Annotated in this window: 14 protein-coding genes; 8 read left to right on the top strand and 6 right to left on the bottom strand. The window is 68.2% G+C overall.

The window, feature by feature from the left end; translation table 11 throughout:
• Positions 1-207 carry a heavy-metal-associated domain-containing protein gene (locus tag ABQE93_RS18565; protein ID WP_448409645.1) on the bottom strand — a complete coding sequence of 69 codons (207 nt, stop codon included), beginning with the start codon at positions 205-207 and terminating at the stop codon, positions 1-3.
• A gap of 86 nt (positions 208-293) precedes the next feature.
• Between ABQE93_RS18565 and dtd the strand changes: the two genes are divergently transcribed.
• The 3 genes from dtd to ABQE93_RS18550 all read left to right on the top strand — a co-directional run bounded on the left by dtd (position 294) and on the right by ABQE93_RS18550 (position 1729).
• Positions 294-728 carry a D-aminoacyl-tRNA deacylase gene (gene dtd, locus ABQE93_RS18560; RefSeq protein WP_448409646.1) on the top strand — a complete coding sequence of 145 codons (435 nt, stop codon included), beginning with the start codon at positions 294-296 and terminating at the stop codon, positions 726-728.
• Between the two features lie 112 nt (positions 729-840).
• On the top strand, positions 841-1044 hold the full coding sequence (locus tag ABQE93_RS18555; RefSeq protein WP_448409647.1) for a hypothetical protein: 204 nt from the start codon (positions 841-843) through the stop codon (positions 1042-1044).
• A gap of 121 nt (positions 1045-1165) precedes the next feature.
• On the top strand, positions 1166-1729 hold the full coding sequence (locus ABQE93_RS18550) for an ATP-binding transcription factor AbmR (protein ID WP_448409648.1): 564 nt from the start codon (positions 1166-1168) through the stop codon (positions 1727-1729).
• Here the strand turns inward: ABQE93_RS18550 and ABQE93_RS18545 are convergent.
• The 3 genes from ABQE93_RS18545 to ABQE93_RS18535 are packed head-to-tail and all read right to left on the bottom strand — an operon-like array spanning position 1726 to position 7602.
• A complete protein-coding gene (locus ABQE93_RS18545) occupies positions 1726-3888 on the bottom strand; it encodes a molybdopterin-containing oxidoreductase family protein (protein ID WP_448409650.1) in 2163 nt (720 codons plus the stop codon). The two genes, ABQE93_RS18550 and ABQE93_RS18545, sit on opposite strands and share 4 nt — an antisense overlap.
• 19 nt (positions 3889-3907) lie before the next feature.
• Complete coding sequence (locus tag ABQE93_RS18540; protein WP_448409651.1) at positions 3908-5842, bottom strand: ABC transporter ATP-binding protein; 1935 nt, start codon at positions 5840-5842, stop codon at positions 3908-3910.
• An 8-nt stretch (positions 5843-5850) separates the two neighbouring features.
• A complete protein-coding gene (locus ABQE93_RS18535) occupies positions 5851-7602 on the bottom strand; it encodes an ABC transporter ATP-binding protein (protein WP_448409652.1) in 1752 nt (583 codons plus the stop codon).
• Positions 7603-7717: 115 nt separating this feature from the next.
• Here ABQE93_RS18535 and ABQE93_RS18530 point away from each other — a divergent pair, with 115 nt between their 5' ends.
• Entirely contained in the window at positions 7718-8281 is a 564-nt protein-coding gene (locus ABQE93_RS18530; protein ID WP_448409653.1) for a DUF3558 domain-containing protein, read from the top strand.
• Positions 8278-8835 carry a DUF3558 domain-containing protein gene (locus tag ABQE93_RS18525; RefSeq protein ID WP_448409654.1) on the top strand — a complete coding sequence of 186 codons (558 nt, stop codon included), beginning with the start codon at positions 8278-8280 and terminating at the stop codon, positions 8833-8835. Before ABQE93_RS18530 ends, ABQE93_RS18525 begins: the two co-directional genes overlap by 4 nt.
• Positions 8836-8838: 3 nt before the next feature.
• Here ABQE93_RS18525 and ABQE93_RS18520 read toward each other — a convergent pair whose 3' ends face one another.
• On the bottom strand, positions 8839-9357 hold the full coding sequence (locus tag ABQE93_RS18520; RefSeq protein ID WP_448409655.1) for a SixA phosphatase family protein: 519 nt from the start codon (positions 9355-9357) through the stop codon (positions 8839-8841).
• Positions 9358-9473: 116 nt separating this feature from the next.
• On the opposite strand from ABQE93_RS18520, the gene ABQE93_RS18515 reads away from it, so the two are divergent.
• From ABQE93_RS18515 to ABQE93_RS18505, 3 genes are read left to right on the top strand one after another with little or no spacing between them, the layout of a single operon-like run.
• Complete coding sequence (locus ABQE93_RS18515; RefSeq protein WP_448409657.1) at positions 9474-10622, top strand: metallophosphoesterase family protein; 1149 nt, start codon at positions 9474-9476, stop codon at positions 10620-10622.
• Entirely contained in the window at positions 10619-13261 is a 2643-nt protein-coding gene (locus ABQE93_RS18510; protein WP_448409658.1) for an AAA family ATPase, read from the top strand. Before ABQE93_RS18515 ends, ABQE93_RS18510 begins: the two co-directional genes overlap by 4 nt.
• A gap of 50 nt (positions 13262-13311) precedes the next feature.
• Positions 13312-14565, top strand: a complete 1254-nt coding sequence (locus ABQE93_RS18505; protein WP_448409660.1) for an alpha/beta fold hydrolase — start codon at positions 13312-13314, stop codon at positions 14563-14565.
• On the opposite strand, the gene ABQE93_RS18500 is transcribed toward ABQE93_RS18505, so the two are convergent.
• Positions 14555-16222, bottom strand: coding sequence for an oligopeptide ABC transporter substrate-binding protein OppA (locus tag ABQE93_RS18500; protein WP_448409661.1), 1668 nt, complete (start codon positions 16220-16222; stop codon positions 14555-14557). The genes ABQE93_RS18505 and ABQE93_RS18500 overlap by 11 nt on opposite strands.
• Between the last annotated feature and the right edge of the window lie 7 nt (positions 16223-16229).

Genomic DNA, 16229 nt, shown 5'->3' with positions numbered 1-16229 from the left:
TCAGCCGGCCAGCTGGTAGCCGGCTTCTTCGACGGCGCTCTGGATTACGCTGCGGTCGACCGGGGTATCGCTGTCGATGGTCACCGCGCCGCTTTCGACGTCGACGTCGACGACCCGGACACCTGCGATCTCGCCGATTTCCTCACGGACCGACGCGGCGCAGTGGGCGCAGGTCATCCCGGCGACGGTGATGGTCGTTGTGCTCATGGCTCCCAGGGTACTGATACCCCCATGGGGTATGCAACCGGGGTCGGAAGGCCGCGGTCCGGACCTGCGTGGCAGCATCTGCGGTCATGCGTGTCCTGGTGCAACGGGTGGTGTCGGCCGCGGTGAAGGTCGACGGCGAGGTGGTCGCAGAGGTGTCGCGCCCCGGGGGACAGGGCCTGCTAGCGCTCGTCGGCGTCACCCACGACGACGACCACGCCAAGGCGGCGCGGCTGGCCGAAAAGCTCTGGCAGTTACGGATTCTCGACGACGAGAAGTCCGCATCCGACGTCGGCGCACCGATCCTGGTCGTCAGCCAGTTCACGTTGTACGCCAACACCGCCAAGGGCAGACGGCCCGCCTGGAACGCCGCGGCGCCCCGTCCCGTCGCCGAGCCGCTGGTGGACGCGTTCGCCGACGCGTTGCGGGCGCTGGGCGCGCAGGTGGCGACGGGCGTGTTCGGCGCGCACATGCAGGTCGAACTCGTCAACGACGGCCCGGTGACGCTGCTGCTGGAAATGTGACTACTGGGGCCGTCGTAACCGCGATGCCTTCGGACTGCACGATCACAAAACCCGGCCCTTGTGGGGTCCTGTCATGGCCACGAATCCACGTACGCACTGGCATCCTGGTCACATGGCGAAGGAAATCGATCGGACCCGTGCCCGCGGCGCTCTCGCAGTGATCAAGCAGCACCCGGCGATGGTGCTGTTCGCGGTGTCACCGGTGCTCGTCGCGGTGGGGCTGGTGTGGTGGCTGGTCAGCCCGGCGTTGGCCATCCTGCTGTTGATCGCCGCGGTGGCCGGTGGCGCCGCGGTCGTGCTGCGCAAGCGCAACTAGGACCGCCTTAGCCCGCGAGATTGCAAATCCGCAGGGCCCTACTCGCACATTTCCCGCGAATTGCAGTTTCGCGGTAAGCAAAGCCGTACCACCAGCGATGTAACAGTGTAATTATGTAATAATGAGGCACAATATCCACGGCCGCCGCCGACCCGGCGGCTGGCAGCAGACACCGCAAGCCGACACCAACGACGCACCCGACTGGTTCGCCGGCCGGCTACCGGAAAGCTGGTTCGACGGCGACCCGACCGTCATCGTCGACCGCGAGGAAATCACCGTCATCGGGCGTCTGCCCGACGCCGAAGGCGCCGACTCCCCGGAGAGCGAGGCCCACGCCTCGGGCCGGGTGGCGCGGTTCCGCGAGGAAACCCGATCCGAGCGCATGCGCATCGCCGACGAAGCCGAGGCACGCTACGCGCGCAAGGTGGCCTGGGGTGTGCAGGTCGGCGACGACGGCGAGCGCATTCTGTTCACCCATCTCGCCGTGCCCGTCATGACGCGGCTGCGGCAGCCCGAGCGCCAGGTGCTCGACACGCTGGTCGACGCCGGGGTGGCGCGGTCGCGCTCCGACGCGCTGGCGTGGTCGGTGCGGTTGGTCGGGGAGCACGCCGACGAATGGCTGGGCAAGCTGCGCGAAGCCATGCGCAACGTCGACGACCTGCGCGCGCAGGGACCGCAACTCTAGACGCGTTCGACCCCGACATACGACGAACTCAACGGGGCGGTCTGCGACAGCGGGTCCACCGCCCCGCCGGCGATGAGCAGGTTGCGGTTGACTCCGTGCGACACCGGCTGCGCTCCACCGCGCGGGTCGAAAACCCGTGAGCCCCAGCCATGGTCGACGATGACCACGCCCTTGCGCGGGCAGTCGCTGAGCACCGCCTTCAGTTCGACCGCGCCCACCGGTGAGAAGACCCGCACCAGATCGCCATCGGCGACACCGAGATCGGCGGCGTCCTTGGGATGGATGACGACGTCGTTGCCCTTGCCGCCCGGATGCAGACCGGGCACATCGTTGAGCCATGAGTTCATCGAATGGCGGTGGCGCCGGTTGGCCAGCTGGAACGGATAGCCCAGCGGCGCCTCGGGGTGCGGTTCGGTGAGCAACTCGCGGGCTCGCTCGACGAATTCCGGTGGCGCGGCGTGCACCTTCTTGTCGTCGGTACGCAGCGCCTTCCGGAAATGCCCGAACTCCCGTGGCCCCAGCACCATTCCATGCGGGTGGGAGATGACATCGCGCCATTTGATCCTGCGGCCGTTGAACTTACGGCCTGTCGCGACCACCAGCCGGTCGATCCAGTGCGGGCCGAACTCCAGTCCTGACCGCCCAGTGATGGCGGCCAACTTCCGGGTGGCCTTGATGAAGCCGTTGAGCCCCTTGGCGCCGAACAGCGGCGCGTTCATGGCGATCGCGAGGTCGGTGAACACCCGCCACTCCTCGCGTGCGCCGGGCGGCGGCGCCACGGCCCGCGCCCCGTACTGCAGGTACGGCTCGTCATGCATGTTGCTCGTGAACGCCAGCAGATCGTCGCGCTCGAGCCAGTGCACCGCGGGCAGCAGCCAATGCGCATGGCGATGGCTCTCGCGCTGCACGAAATCGATGGCCACCAAAAGATCCAACTGCGCCAGCGCGTTGTCGAGGCGCGCGCCGTCGGGCCCGGACACCACCGGGTTGCCGCTGTTGATGACCAGGGCGCGGATCTGGCCGCGGCCGGGTGTGGTGATCTCGTCGGGCAGTTCGGACAAGGCGTGTGCGCCGGCGACCATTTCGCGGCCGAGCAGCCGGCTGCGGTGCGGTTTGGCCTTGACCATGCCCGCCATCCGGATGGCGTCGACGTAACCCGGTTCGTACCTACGCCCGCCGGGACGGTCCATCCGCCCGGTGATCACGTTGAGCACGTGCCCCAGCCACTCGGCGACGGTTCCGGTCCGGTGCATCGACACACCCGTTCGGGTCACCACCATCGCCCCGCGCGCGGCGGCGAACTCGCGCGCCACCTGTTCGATCTCCCGGCGGGGCAGATCGCAGCGCGCGGCCAGGTCGTCGAGGTCGGTGTCGGCGACCAACGTTCGCAAATCGTCGACCCCGGTGGCGAGTTCGGTGCAATCCAGGCGGTGCTCGAGGCCCTCGTCGAGGATGACCTTGACCATCGCCAACAGCAGCGCCCAGTCCTGCCCGGGCCGCACCGCCAGATGGACGTCGGCCTTCTCGGCGCTCTCGGTGCGCAACGGATCGACGATCACGATCCGGGCGCCCTGCTTCTGGCGCGCCAGCGCACGCCGCCATCCGTTCGGCACGGTTTCCAGCCAATTCCAGGCGCTCACCGCGGGGTTGGTGCCGACCAGCAGGAAGTAGTCGCAGTTGTCGATGTCGGACACCGGCGCCATCAGCATCGACCCGTACATCGCCTCGGCCACCACGTGCATGGCGTTCTGGTCCACTGAGCCCACCGCATAACGGTTCTGGGTGCCGATCGCGTCCAGCCAGCCGTTCATGAAGATGACGTTCGACGACGAGAAGCCGGCCGGGTTGCCGTAGTAGACGGCGACGCTGTCCGGTCCGCCGGCGTCGATGAGCGCGTTCATCCTGGCGGCGATATCGGCGATGGCCTCCTCCCAGGTGGCCTCGACGTAGGTGTCGCCGACGCGGCGCATCGGGTTGAGGATCCGGCGCGGATGCTCGACGACCTGGTTGGCGGTGCGTCCCTTGGCGCAGAAGTCCCGCCATGAGTGCGGGTTCTGTTTGTCGGCGGCGATCTTGGTGATGCGGTTGCCGTCGACCGTCACCTCGAGACCACACGACGCCAGGCAGTACCGGCAGAACGTGTACACCGTTTCGCTCATCGGATCGAGGTTACGACGACTACACCTGCGTCATGGCCCAATAAGCGCCACGCTTAGCCAGCAGCTCGGCGTGGCTACCCCGTTCGACGATGCGGCCCGCGTCCAGCACCACGATCAGGTCCGCATCGCGGATCGTCGAGAGCCGGTGCGCGATAAGAAAACTCGTGCGGTCGCGGCGCAGCTCGGCCATCGCCTGCTGGATCAACAGCTCGGTGCGGGTGTCCACCGAACTGGTCGCCTCGTCGAGGACCAGTAGGCGCGGTTGCGCCAGCACCGCCCTGGCGATGGTGATCAGCTGCTTTTCGCCCGCGCTGATGTTGCCGCCGTCGTCGCTGACCCGGGTCTGATATCCGTCGGGCAGCGTGTGGACGAACCGGTCCACGTAGGCGGCCTTGGCGGCCGCGATCACCTCGTGTTCACCTGCGTCGGGCCGACCGTAGGCGATGTTCTCGTAGATCGTGCCGCCGAACAGCCAGGTGTCCTGCAGCACCATGCCGATCCGGGACCGCAGCGCGGCTCGGCTCACCGTCGAGATGTCCACCCCGTCGACGAGGATGCGCCCGGCGTCGACTTCGTAGAACCGCATCAGCAGGTTCACCAGCGTGGTCTTGCCTGCGCCGGTGGGCCCGACGATCGCTACCGTGCTGCCCGGTTCGGCCACCAGCGACACGTCCTGGATCACCGGGACGCCGGGCCGGTAGCCGAAGCTGACATTCTCGAACTGCACCCGCCCCGTCACGGCGCGCGAACGTTCCTTACCACTCGAACTTTCCGCAATTTCTCGAGCGGTAACGAACGTTCGCGCGTCGCCGGCCGCGGCTTCCTCCTCGGCGTCCAACAAATCGAAAACCCGTTCCGCGCTGGCGATGCCGGACTGCAGCGTGTTGTACATCCCCGCGACCTGGGTCAGCGGCTGGTTGAACTGGCGGACGTACTGGATGAACGCCTGAATGCTGCCGAGGGTGATCTGCCCGGTGGCCACCTGCAGACCGCCGACCACCGCGACGGCGACATAGCTGATGTTGCCGATGAACGTGGTGGCGGGCCCGACGAGCCCGGAGAAGAACTGCGCGCCGACGCTGGCCTGATACACGTCGTCGTTGAGGTCGCCGAACTGTTCGGTGGCCTTGGCGCGGTGGCCGAAGGTCTTGACGATGGTGAAGCCGCTGTAGGTCTCCTCGATGTGGGCGTTGAGCCGCCCCGTGTTGGTCCACTGCGCGACGAACAACCGCTGCGACCGGCGCGCGATCGCCTTGGTCGCCCACAGCGACAACGGCACGGTCACGACGGTGAGCAGCGTCAGCAGCGGTGAGATGGTCAACATCATCACCAGCACCGCGAACACGGTCAGCACCGAGGTCATGAGCTGGCTGATGGTCATCGACAGCGACGTCTGGATGTTGTCGACGTCGTTGGTGACCCGGCTGAGCACCTCGCCGCGCTGCCGGGAATCGAAGTAGGACAACGGCATCCGGTGCACCTTGTCCTCGACGTCGGAACGCAGCTTCACCATGGTGCGCTGCACCACGACGTTGAGGATCCGAAACTGCAGCCAGACCAACAGCGCGGCAATCAGATACAGACCGAGGGCAAGGAGCAGGGTGCGGCCGACGGCGCCGAAGTCGACGCCGCGACCCGGTACGACGTCCATACCGGACAGCAGGTCGGCGTAGGTGTTGTCACCGCGGGCGCGGGCGGCGTCGATCGCCTGCTGTTTGGTGAGACCCGCGGGCAGTTGCCGTCCGATCACACCGTTGAACAACAAGTCGGTGGCGTGCCCGAGGATCCGCGGGCCGATCACGCTGATCGCGATGCCGCCGATACCCAACAGGATCACCGTCGTGGCCAGTGCGCGCTGCGGGGTCAGCCGTTTCACCAGCCGGACAGCCGAACCGGTGAAGTCGCGCGACCGTTCGGTCGGGGCCTGCACCACACCGCGGATGGGACGCGCCATCGGCCCGCTCATTGCGCGCCACCCACGCCGGCGCTCAGCGATTGTGAGTCGGCGAACTGCGCGTACTGCGCGCACTGGGTCAACAGCACATCGTGGGTGCCGACGCCCACCACGCGGCCGTCGTCGACGACGACGATCTGATCGGCCTGCGCAACCGTCGAAATCCGCTGCGACACAATGATGACCGTCGCGGCCGACGATACGTCACGCAACGCGGTGCGCACCCGCAGGTCGGTGTGTACATCGAGCGCCGAGAAGGCGTCGTCGAACAGGTAGATCGCGGGCCGGCGGATTACCGCACGGGCGATGGCCAGCCGTTGGCGCTGCCCGCCGGAGAAGTTGACGCCGCCCTGGGCGACCCGCATCGACAGCCCGTCGGGATGGGCGCGGACGAAGTCGTCGGCGGCCGCCACCCGCAGCGCATCCCACATCTCGTCAACGGTGGCCACCTGTCCGGGCGGGGCGCCCAGTTGCAGGTTGTCGGCCACCGTGCCGGAGAACAGGTAGCCGCGCTGGGGCACAAGGCCGATCGTCGACCACAGCTGCTCGGGGTCGTAGTCACGGACGTCGACGCCGTCGATGCGCACCGAACCCGCCGTCACGTCATACAGCCGACAGATCAGCGCCAGCAGCGTCGACTTACCCGATCCCGTCGAGCCGACGACGGCCGTTGTCGTCCCCGGCTGCGCGGTCAACGAAACACCCTGCAACACAGGGCGTTCAGCCCCGGGATACTGAAACGTCGCGGACTGCAACTGGATCTGGCCGCCGATCGCGGCTGGCCGCACCGGATCTGGCGGGCTGGTGATCTGGGGTTCGGTGGACAGCACCTCGGTGATCCGTTCGGCGCACACCGATGCCCGGGGAACGATGACGAGGATGAACGTCGCCAACAGCACAGCCATCAGGATCTGCATAAAGTAGGACAAGAACGCGATCAAAGCGCCGACCTGCATCTGCCCCGCATCGATGCGCATACCGCCGAACCAGATCAGCGCGACGCTGGAGACGTTGATGACCAGCGTCGTCACCGGCAACATCAGCGCCTGCCAGCGGCCCGCTTCCACCGCGGTGTCGGCCAACGCGTGGTTGGCTTCGGCGAAGCGGTTGCGTTCGAAGCCTTCCCGCGCGAACGCGCGGATCACCCGGATACCGGCGAGCTGGTCGCGCATCACCCGGTTGACGCTGTCGATCTGGCGCTGGATGCGCCGAAAGACCGGAAGCAGACGCGAGACGATCCAGTAGTTGGCCACGGCCAGCACGGGCACGGCGACGGCCAGCAGCCACGACAGCCCGACGTCGAGGTGCATGGCCATGACGATGCCGCCGATCGACATGATCGGCGCGGTGATCAGCATGGTGCAGGTCAGCTGCACCAGCACCTGGATCTGCTGGACGTCGTTGGTGGTACGGGTCAGCAGCGACGGCGCACCGAAGCGCGCCGTCTCCTCGGCGGAAAAGCTCGTCACGTGGTGAAACATCGCCGAGCGCAGGTCACGGCCGAACCCCATGCCCGCCCGCGACCCGAAGAACACCGCGCCCACCGCGCAGAGCACCTGCAGGGCGGTGACGGCGAGCATCACCCCGCCCAGTTCCACGATGGTGGCCAGATCGCCCTTGGCCACGCCCTCGTCGATGATGGCCGCGTTGACGGTGGGCAGATACAACGAGGCCAGCGTGCTGATCACCTGAAGCAGCGCGACGGCGGCGAGCAGCCGCCGGTACGGCCGCGCATACTGTCGCAGCAGCGCCCACAACATCTGGCTACTGTCGCACACCGGGCGCGGTCACCGTCTGGTGCGAAACACCTGGGCTTCCGTGAACGACGCAGGTCAACGGGGATGTCGGTGGTTGACCCGATGAGCGGCCGCTACAGTGCATGACGTGACCCCCACCACCCGCGCGAATCTTCTGCGGCTTGCTGTGGCGGCTGCGGTTATCAGCCCACTGGTTGCCTGCTCGGATTCGGAGCCCGCCGGCCCGGAGGTGCCGCAGACGTCGGCGCCGACGCAGAACGTCTCCCACGGTCCGTTCTTCCCGCAGTGCGGCGGCGTCAGCGATGAGGAGATCGGTGCGCAGACCCGCGTGCCCGGCCTGGTCAACACCGCCAAGACCTCGGTGGGCTGCCAGTGGCTGGCCGGCGGCAGCATCCTGGGTCCGCATTTCTCGTTCACCTGGTTCCGCGGCAGCCCCATCGGGCGGGAACGCAAGACCGAGGAGCTCACGCGGGCGAGCGTGGAGGACATCACGATCGAGGGCCACGACGGCTTCATCGCGCTGGGCGAGGACCCGATGCTGGGCAACAACCTGTGCGAGATCGGTATCCAGTTCGGTGACGACTTCATCGAGTGGTCGGTCAGCTACATCCAGAAGCCGTTCCCCGATCCGTGCGATGTCGCGAAGGAACTGACCCGCCAATCGATTGTGAACTCCGAATGAGACGCAGTCCCATCCGTCGCGCCGTCGCCGCGTGCTTCGTGACGCTGGCCGGGTTCTCGTTGCTGGCGGGGTGCACCCAGACCGTCGAGGGCACCGCGGCCAAGTCCGGGTCGGGCGACGTCCCCAGGAACGAAACCTCCGAGCGGGAGTACCCGAACCTGCTCAAGGAGTGCGACGTGCTGACCGAGGACATCCTCGCCGAGACCGTCGGCGCTGATCCGCTGGACATCCAGAGCACCTTCGTCGGCGCGGTGTGCCGCTGGCAGGCCGCCAACCCGTCGGGGCTGGTCGACATCACCCGGTTCTGGTTCGAGCTGGGCGATCTCGAAAACGAACGCGAGACCGCGCAGCGGTTGAACTACCGCATCGAGGACCGCTCGGTGGCGGGTATCCGCTCGATCGTGATGCGCCCCGACGACCCGAACGGCGCCTGCGGGGTGGCCAGCGACGCCGCGGGCGTGGTCGGGTGGTGGGTCAACCCGCAGTCACCGGGCAGCGACGCCTGCGAGATGGCGCTGAAGCTGATGGAGCTGACGCTGGCGACCCGCGCCTGACCCTTAGCGCGCGACGTGGAAGGCGACCAGGCGCGCACCGCTGAGCGCCAATGCCGCCCACGGCTGCTCGGTGCGCAGCACCGCGATGGCCGAGGTCGGAAACTTGGTGGAAATGTGTTCGGCCGCAGCGCTGTTGCTGCCGTCGGGGCTGGCCAGCCCCAACGCGACAGATGACATCGCCGGCTCGTGCCCGACCACCAGCAGGGTGCGCACCTCGGACGGGAAGAGTGACGGCGTCCGGTTGATCTCGCCGATGACGGTGCCGGGGGTCGCGTCGTAGAGCCGGTCGACGTATTCGACGGGCGCCTCGATACCGGTGCGTTGCAGCGTCTGGCGGGTGCGCACGGCCGTTGAGCACAGCACCGCGTCGATCTCGGGCGCGGAAGCGCGCAGCCAGTCGCCGGCCAGCGCGGCCTCGCGCACACCGCGCGGCGCCAACGGTCGCTGGTGGTCGTCCACCCCCGGCGGATAGTCCGACTTGCCGTGCCGAAGCAGCAGCAGCGTGCGGTGGGAGTCGCTCACCCGACCCACGGTAGGCCATGCCGGTGCACCTCCCCGGACTTGTCGGTGCCCGGTCATACACTCGCGATGCCCAGAGAAAGTACCGAGGGCGCCACGAGGGGAAGGACTGAGCCGAGATGCGTTTCGTGCACACCGCCGACTGGCAGCTCGGTATGACCCGCTACTTCCTCAACGGTGAGGCACAGCCCCGATATTCGGCCGCCCGCCGCGACGTGGTGGCCGGCCTCGACTCGGTCGCGGCCGACACCGGAGCCGAGTTCGTGGTGGTCGCCGGTGACGTGTTCGAACACAACCAGCTGGCGCCGCGCGACGTGAGCCTGTCGCTGGAAGCCATGCGCGCCATCGGTATTCCGGTGTACCTGCTGCCGGGCAACCACGACCCGTTGGACGCGTCGTCGGTGTACACCAGTGCGCTGTTCACCCAAGAATGCCCGGACAACGTGACGGTGCTGGCCCGCGCGGGCGTGCACGAGGTGCGGCCCGGTCTGCAGTTGGTGGCCGCACCGTGGACCTCCAAGGCCCCGCTCACCGATCCCGTCGCCGACGTGCTCGCCGACCTGCCCGCCGACGGGGTGACCAGGGTCGTCGTCGGGCACGGCGCCGTCGACATCCACGTGCCCGACAAGGACCGGCCGTCGCTGATCCGGCTGGCGGCGCTGGAGGATGCCGTAAGCCGCGGCGCTGTGCACTATGTCGCGTTGGGCGACAAGCACTCTCGGATGCAGGTGGGCGCCACCGGCCGGATCTGGTATTCGGGGTCACCGGAGGTCACCAACTACGACGACATCGAACCCGATCCGGGGCATGTGCTGGTGGTCGAGGTCGACGAGGACGACCCCGAGCATCCGGTCCGGGTCGAACCGCACAAGGTGGGCCGCTGGCGGTTCGTCACGCTGCGCCGTTTGGTGGACAGCAACCGCGATGTGGCCGACCTCGACATCAACCTCGACTGCCTGCCCGACAAGGAACGCACGGTCGTGCGGATCGCGCTGAACGGATCGCTGACCGTGACCGACAAGGCTGCGCTCGACGCCTGCCTGGACAAATACATGCGGCGGTTCGCCGCGTTGACGGTGTGGGACAAGCAATCCGACATCGCGGTCGTGCCCGCCGACGGAGAATTCGACGATCTGGGCATCGGCGGCTTCGCGGCCGCCGCGGTCGACGAGTTGGTCACCACCGCGCGCGCGGACGGCGACGCCGCCGACGACGCGCGTGCGGCGCTGGCGCTGCTGCTGCGGCTGGCCGATAGGGGAGTGGCATGAAGCTGCACCGCATGGTGTTGACCAACTACCGCGGGATCACCCGCCGCGAGATCGAATTTCCCGACCGCGGCGTCGTGGTGGTCAGCGGCGCCAACGAGATCGGCAAGTCGTCGATGATCGAGGCGCTGGACCTGTTGTTGGAGGCCAAAGACCGCTCGGCCAAGAAGGAAGTCAAACAGGTCAAGCCCACGCACGCCGATGTCGGCGCCGAGATCACGGCTGAAATATCCACCGGGCCTTACCGCTTCGAGTACCGCAAGCGGTTCCACAAGCGTTGCGAGACCGCGTTGACCGTGTTCGCCCCGCACCGCGAACAACTCACCGGTGACGAAGCGCACGACCGGGTGCGGGCCATCCTCGACGAGACGGTCGACACCGGGCTGTGGCAGGCGCACCGCGTGTTGCAGTCGACGTCGACGGCCGCCGTGGACCTGTCGGGCTGTGATGCGTTGTCGCGGGCGCTGGACGTCGCCGCCGGCGATGCGCTGCCGGACGCGTCGCAGGCCGGGGCGACGGGCGCCGAGGCACTGCTGATCGACCGTGTCGAGGGGGAGTACCTGCGCTACTTCACTCGCACGGGCAGGCCCACCGGCGAGTGGGCGGCGGTGACCAACCGGTTGCGCGACGCCGAACAGGAGTTGGCGCGGTGCGCGGCCGCGGTCGCCGAGGTCGACGACGCGCTGCGCCGCCATGACGAGTTGACCGAAATCCTCGGCGGGGTCGCCCTGGAACGTGCTGAGGCGACCAAGCGGCTCGCTGAGGCGGAGCAGGCCGCGGAAGAGGTCGCCGAGCTGACGCGACAACTCAAGGAAGCCGAGCTGGTGGCCGCGGCGGCCGAGGCCGCGCATCAGACCGCGGTCACCGCGGTGACCGAACGACGCCGGCTGCGCGCCGAGATTGACGAGCGCGCCATCGCCATCGCCGAACTGCAGGTCTCGGTCGCCGAGGCCGCCGACGAGCACGCCACCGCCACCGAGGTGGCGCAGGCTGCGGACGTCGATGCCGAAGAAGCCAGGACCGCGTTGGAAGACACCCGGACCCGCGTCGAGGCGGCCAGGCGGGCCGTGCAGGCGCTCGCCGATCGCGAGGAGGCAGGCCGGCTCACGACCCGGATCGCCAAAATCGACGCGGCGCAGCGCGACCTGGAGCGGGTGCACACCGAGCTCGCGGACAACACGCTGACCGACGAGCTGATGGGGGCGATCGAGGCCGCCGACGTCGCCGTGCAACGCGCGGCGGGGCAGGCCGAGCTGATGTCGGCGCGGGTGGAGCTCACGGCGGTCACCGATGTCGAGCTGCACGTCGATGGTGAACCGGTCGACTTGCGGGCCGGTGCGACATGGTCGTCGAACCTCGGCGCGCCGACCGACATCGAGCTGCCCGGAGTGATCGCCGCGCGGGTAGTCCCCGGTGCGACAGCTACCGAGACGCGCGCGAAATTGGTTGCCGCTCAAGCGGACTTGGTTGAAGCCTTGGCCAAGGCCGGCGTCGACGATGTCGCGACAGCGCGGCTGCGCCATCAGCGGCGCCGGGAACTGACCGCCGAGAGCGACCGGTTGCGCGCCACCGTCGACGCACTGACCGGTGACGACACCGTCGACGCGCTGAGGTCACGGCTTGCCGAACTCGGCGAGCTCACCGACGCTGACGCAGATGGACCCCGCGACGCCGCGCAGGCCCGGGCCGAACTCGACGCCGCGTCGGCCGCCTATCAACGGGCCGTCACGGAGTGTGAAACGCACCGCAAGGTCGCCGAGGAAGCGGCCAAACGGCTGGGCGAACGCACGGTACGGGCTACGGCGCTGCGAGAGAAGCTCACCGCAGCCGAGGTTGAAATCGCCACGGCCCGTGAGCGTTTGACCGAGCAGCGGGCGTCGGCCCCCGATGACGAGTTGGCCGTCAACGCCGAGGCGCACGGCGAGAAAGCGCAGCGGGCGGCCACGCTGGTCGCGGACTTGGGTGAGGAACTGACGGGCACGGCGCCGGAGACCGTCGCGGCGTCACTGCGCGGCGCCACCCAACGCGCCGATGAGCTGGGCACCCGCCATGACGAGTTGGCCGATGCCCTGCGGGAACTGTCCACCCAGCTGCAGGTGTACGGCACCCAGGGCCGCAAGACCCAACTCGATGACGCCGAGACCGAGCGGGAACACGCCCACACCGAGTATGAGCGGGTCCGCCGCCGGGCGCGCGCCGCAGAACTACTGCGTTCGGTGATCACCCGGCACCGCGACGCGACGCGGCTTCGTTACGTCGAGCCGTTTCGCACCGAGGTGGAACGGTTGGGCCGCATCGTCTTCGGCGACACCTTCGAGGTCGAGATCGACAGTGCGCTGCGGATCTGCAGCCGCACGTTGTCGGGCCGCACCGTCCCGTACGACTCGTTGTCCGGCGGCGCCAAGGAGCAGTTGGGCATCGTCGCCCGGCTGGCCAGCGCGGCGCTGGTGGCCCACGAGGACACCGTTCCGGTGGTGATCGACGATGCGCTGGGGTTCACCGACGTCGACAGGCTGGCCAAGATGGGCGCGGTGTTCAACGCCGTCGGCGGTGACGGTCAGGTGATCGTGTTGACGTGTAACGCGCAGCGATACGCCGGTATCGAGGGCGCCCAACACATCGAGTTGGGGGCGTCGGCGTAGTTACGTCCCGCTGACCTGCGCCCGGCTGATGGCGGGGCACAATGTTGGCAATGACGATGAACGCCAGGCGCCGGCGCATGCACGCCAAACTCGCGGCGCTGCCAGGGGTGCGTCCGGTCCGGCGCCCGGTGCGTAGCGGCGCCGACGAACGCTTCGACCTGTACTACGTACGTGCCGGGCGTAAGTCGATGCATCCGCTGCTGCTGATCCCCGGCGGACCCGGCGCCGCGTCGGTGGCGCTGTACCGGGGTTTTCGGCGTCGTGCCGCAGCCGCCGGGCTGGACGTGATCATGGTCGAGCACCGCGGCGTCGGGCTGTCCCGCCACGACGACGGCGGTGCGGACCTTCCGCCCGAGGCCATCACCATCGACTCGGTGGTCGACGACATCGCCGCGGTGCTCGACGACGCCGGCGTCGGCAAGGCCGTCGTCTACGGCACCTCCTACGGCAGCTATGTGGCCGCCGGCCTCGGGGTGCGCCATCCAGACCGGGTGCACGCGATGGTGCTCGACTCGCCGGTGCTGTCCGCCGCCGATATCCACGCGGTGCGCGACGCGACCCGACGGCTGCTGTGGGACGGCGAAACCGCCGAGGCCGCTGACCTGGCGCCGAAGGTGCGCCGACTCGTCGACGACGGCGTCCTGTCGCCTGCCGCCACAAACCTCGCCACCGCGCTCTACGGGTTTGCAGGCCCGGACCTGTTGGAGCGCCAGTTGGATCTGCTGCTCGCGGGTCGACGCCGGCTGTGGTCCGCCATGGACCGGGCCGGCCGGTTCGTCTTCGACCGCAAGGCGCCGTATCGCAACGAACCCGACCTGGTGGCCCGCATCGCCTACCGTGAGCTCAACTACGGCGCCGCCCCCGACGGCCGACCGCTGGACCCCGCGGTCGCCTACCGCGAAAACGCCTCGAGCGCCACGGACTTCGTCGCCGAACCCTACGACCTGGCCAGCGAAATGCCGAACTTTCGCTGGCCCACCGTGGTGGTCTGCGGTGGCCGCGACCTGATCGCCCCGCCCGCGGTGGCCCGCCGCGTCGCCTCGCTGATACCCGATGCGGTGCTGGTCACCCTCTCGACCGCGGGCCACAGCATCGTGGACTCGCGTGAACGCGCGGCGTTGGACATCGTCGACGCGCTCTACGCGGGTCGGGCCCAGGGGCTGCCCGCCCGCTCGGCCACCCTGGACTCGCGGCCGCCCGGGTTGGGAATCCGCGCCCTGCTGTGGGGCGTGGCGGCCGCGACGGCGCTGGAGTCAGCGCTGCCCGGCGCGGCACCACGAACCCCGCAGCGCGTTACTTCATGAAGCCGATCTGCGTATAGTCCGCGTCGGCCAGGCCGAACGCGCCGAAGTTCGCCAAACTGCTTCGCACGGCGATGTTTCCGGTCGACTGTGTCAGCGGCAGGCTGAACACCTCTTCGAAGAGCATCTTGTCCAGCTCGTTGGCCAGCGTGCGGGCCTTGTCCGGATCCAGTTCGGAGACCGTCTGTTCGATCTTGGCGTCGATCTCCGGGCTGCTGATCTTGCCGAAGTTGCTCTCGGCGTCGGTGCGATAGATCTGGGTCAGGCTCGCCAACGGGAACGCGTCACCGCTCCAAGCGAATTGGGCGATGTCGAAGTTGCCGACGGTGACGAAGTCGGTGAAGAACCCGGCCGCTGGTCGCACGTCGAGCTCGAGTTTGACGCCGATCTGGGCCAGGTTGTTCTGCGCGATCTGCCCGTATTGACGGGTGCCGAGGGAGTCGAACAGCACGTCGCGGATCACCAGCTGACGGCCGTCCTTCTCCCGGAACTGCCCGTTGAGTGTCCAACCCAGCTCGTCGAGTTCCCTTCTGGCCTGCTCTGGATCGAATGCGACGACGCCGCTGTTGTCCTGGTAGCCCTCCTGGCCGGCGACGAAGATGTGGTTGTTCAGCGGCACGGGGTTGTCGGCCAGCCCGCGCATGGTCACCGCGGCGATGGTCTCGCGGTCGATGCCTTTGGCGATCGCTCGGCGCAACGCAGGATCTTCCAGGATCTTGCCTGGCGCGCCGTTGAACGTGAAGTGGTACCAGGCCAGTCCCGGTGCGCGCCGGATCGCGATATCGGCGGTACGCCGGGCGATCTCCATCTCGTCGAGCGTGGCCAGGCCGGTCGCGTCGATGGTGTTGTTCTGCAACGCGGGTATGCGCGCGGCGTCGTCGAGCACCAGGAAGGTGATGCGGTCCAGCAGCGGCGGCTCACCCCACCATTTCGGGTTGCGGGTCAACGTGATTCGCTTGGCGCCGCGGTCGAGCTCGGAAATGATGAACGGACCGGCCGACGGGCCGGGACCGTCCAGTTGGCCGGTGTTGAACGCTTCCGGGGTGGCCGTCGTACTCTTCGGCGTCAGCACGCTCGTGCCGGCGAACATGCCCTGCCAGTCGGCCCACGGTTGGGCGAACGTGATCACGGCCTGCCGGTCGTCGACGCCGCGTTCGACCGAGGCGACCCGGTCGCTGCCGTTGGTCGCCGCGATGGCGAACTGATCGTTCTTACCGCTGGTGGCGTCGATCTGGGATTTGAGGTCCTCCCAGGTGATCGGTGTGCCGTCGCTCCACACCGCTTCGGGGTTGATCGTGTAGGTGACGACCTGCGGGTCGTTGCTGGTCAACTCGACGCTGGTGAAGTAGTCGGTGTTGACCGTCGCCGAACCGTCGGCGGCGATCCGGAACGCGCGCGGCATCGTGGGCCGCATCAGCGAGGCGACATCACCGACGTTGCCGTCGATGTGCAACGAGTTGAAGTTCGGCGGAAAGTCGTTGAGCGCCAGCCGCAGATTTCCGCCATCGCGCAGGTTTTCCCGCGGTTGCGGGTTGATGTCGTTGGTGGCACCGACCTCGGCCTCCCCGCCTGCGGACGGGGCTTCCTCGTTACCGCTGGAACAGCCGGACAGCACCAGCGCGGTTGCCAAGGTCGCCACAGCGAAGCGTCGGATCTTCATGTCGCTC

The organism is Mycolicibacterium sp. XJ662 (assembly GCF_053484035.1).
Note: the sequence above shows the minus strand (reverse complement) of the source record. Positions and strands in the feature narration are given on the sequence as shown.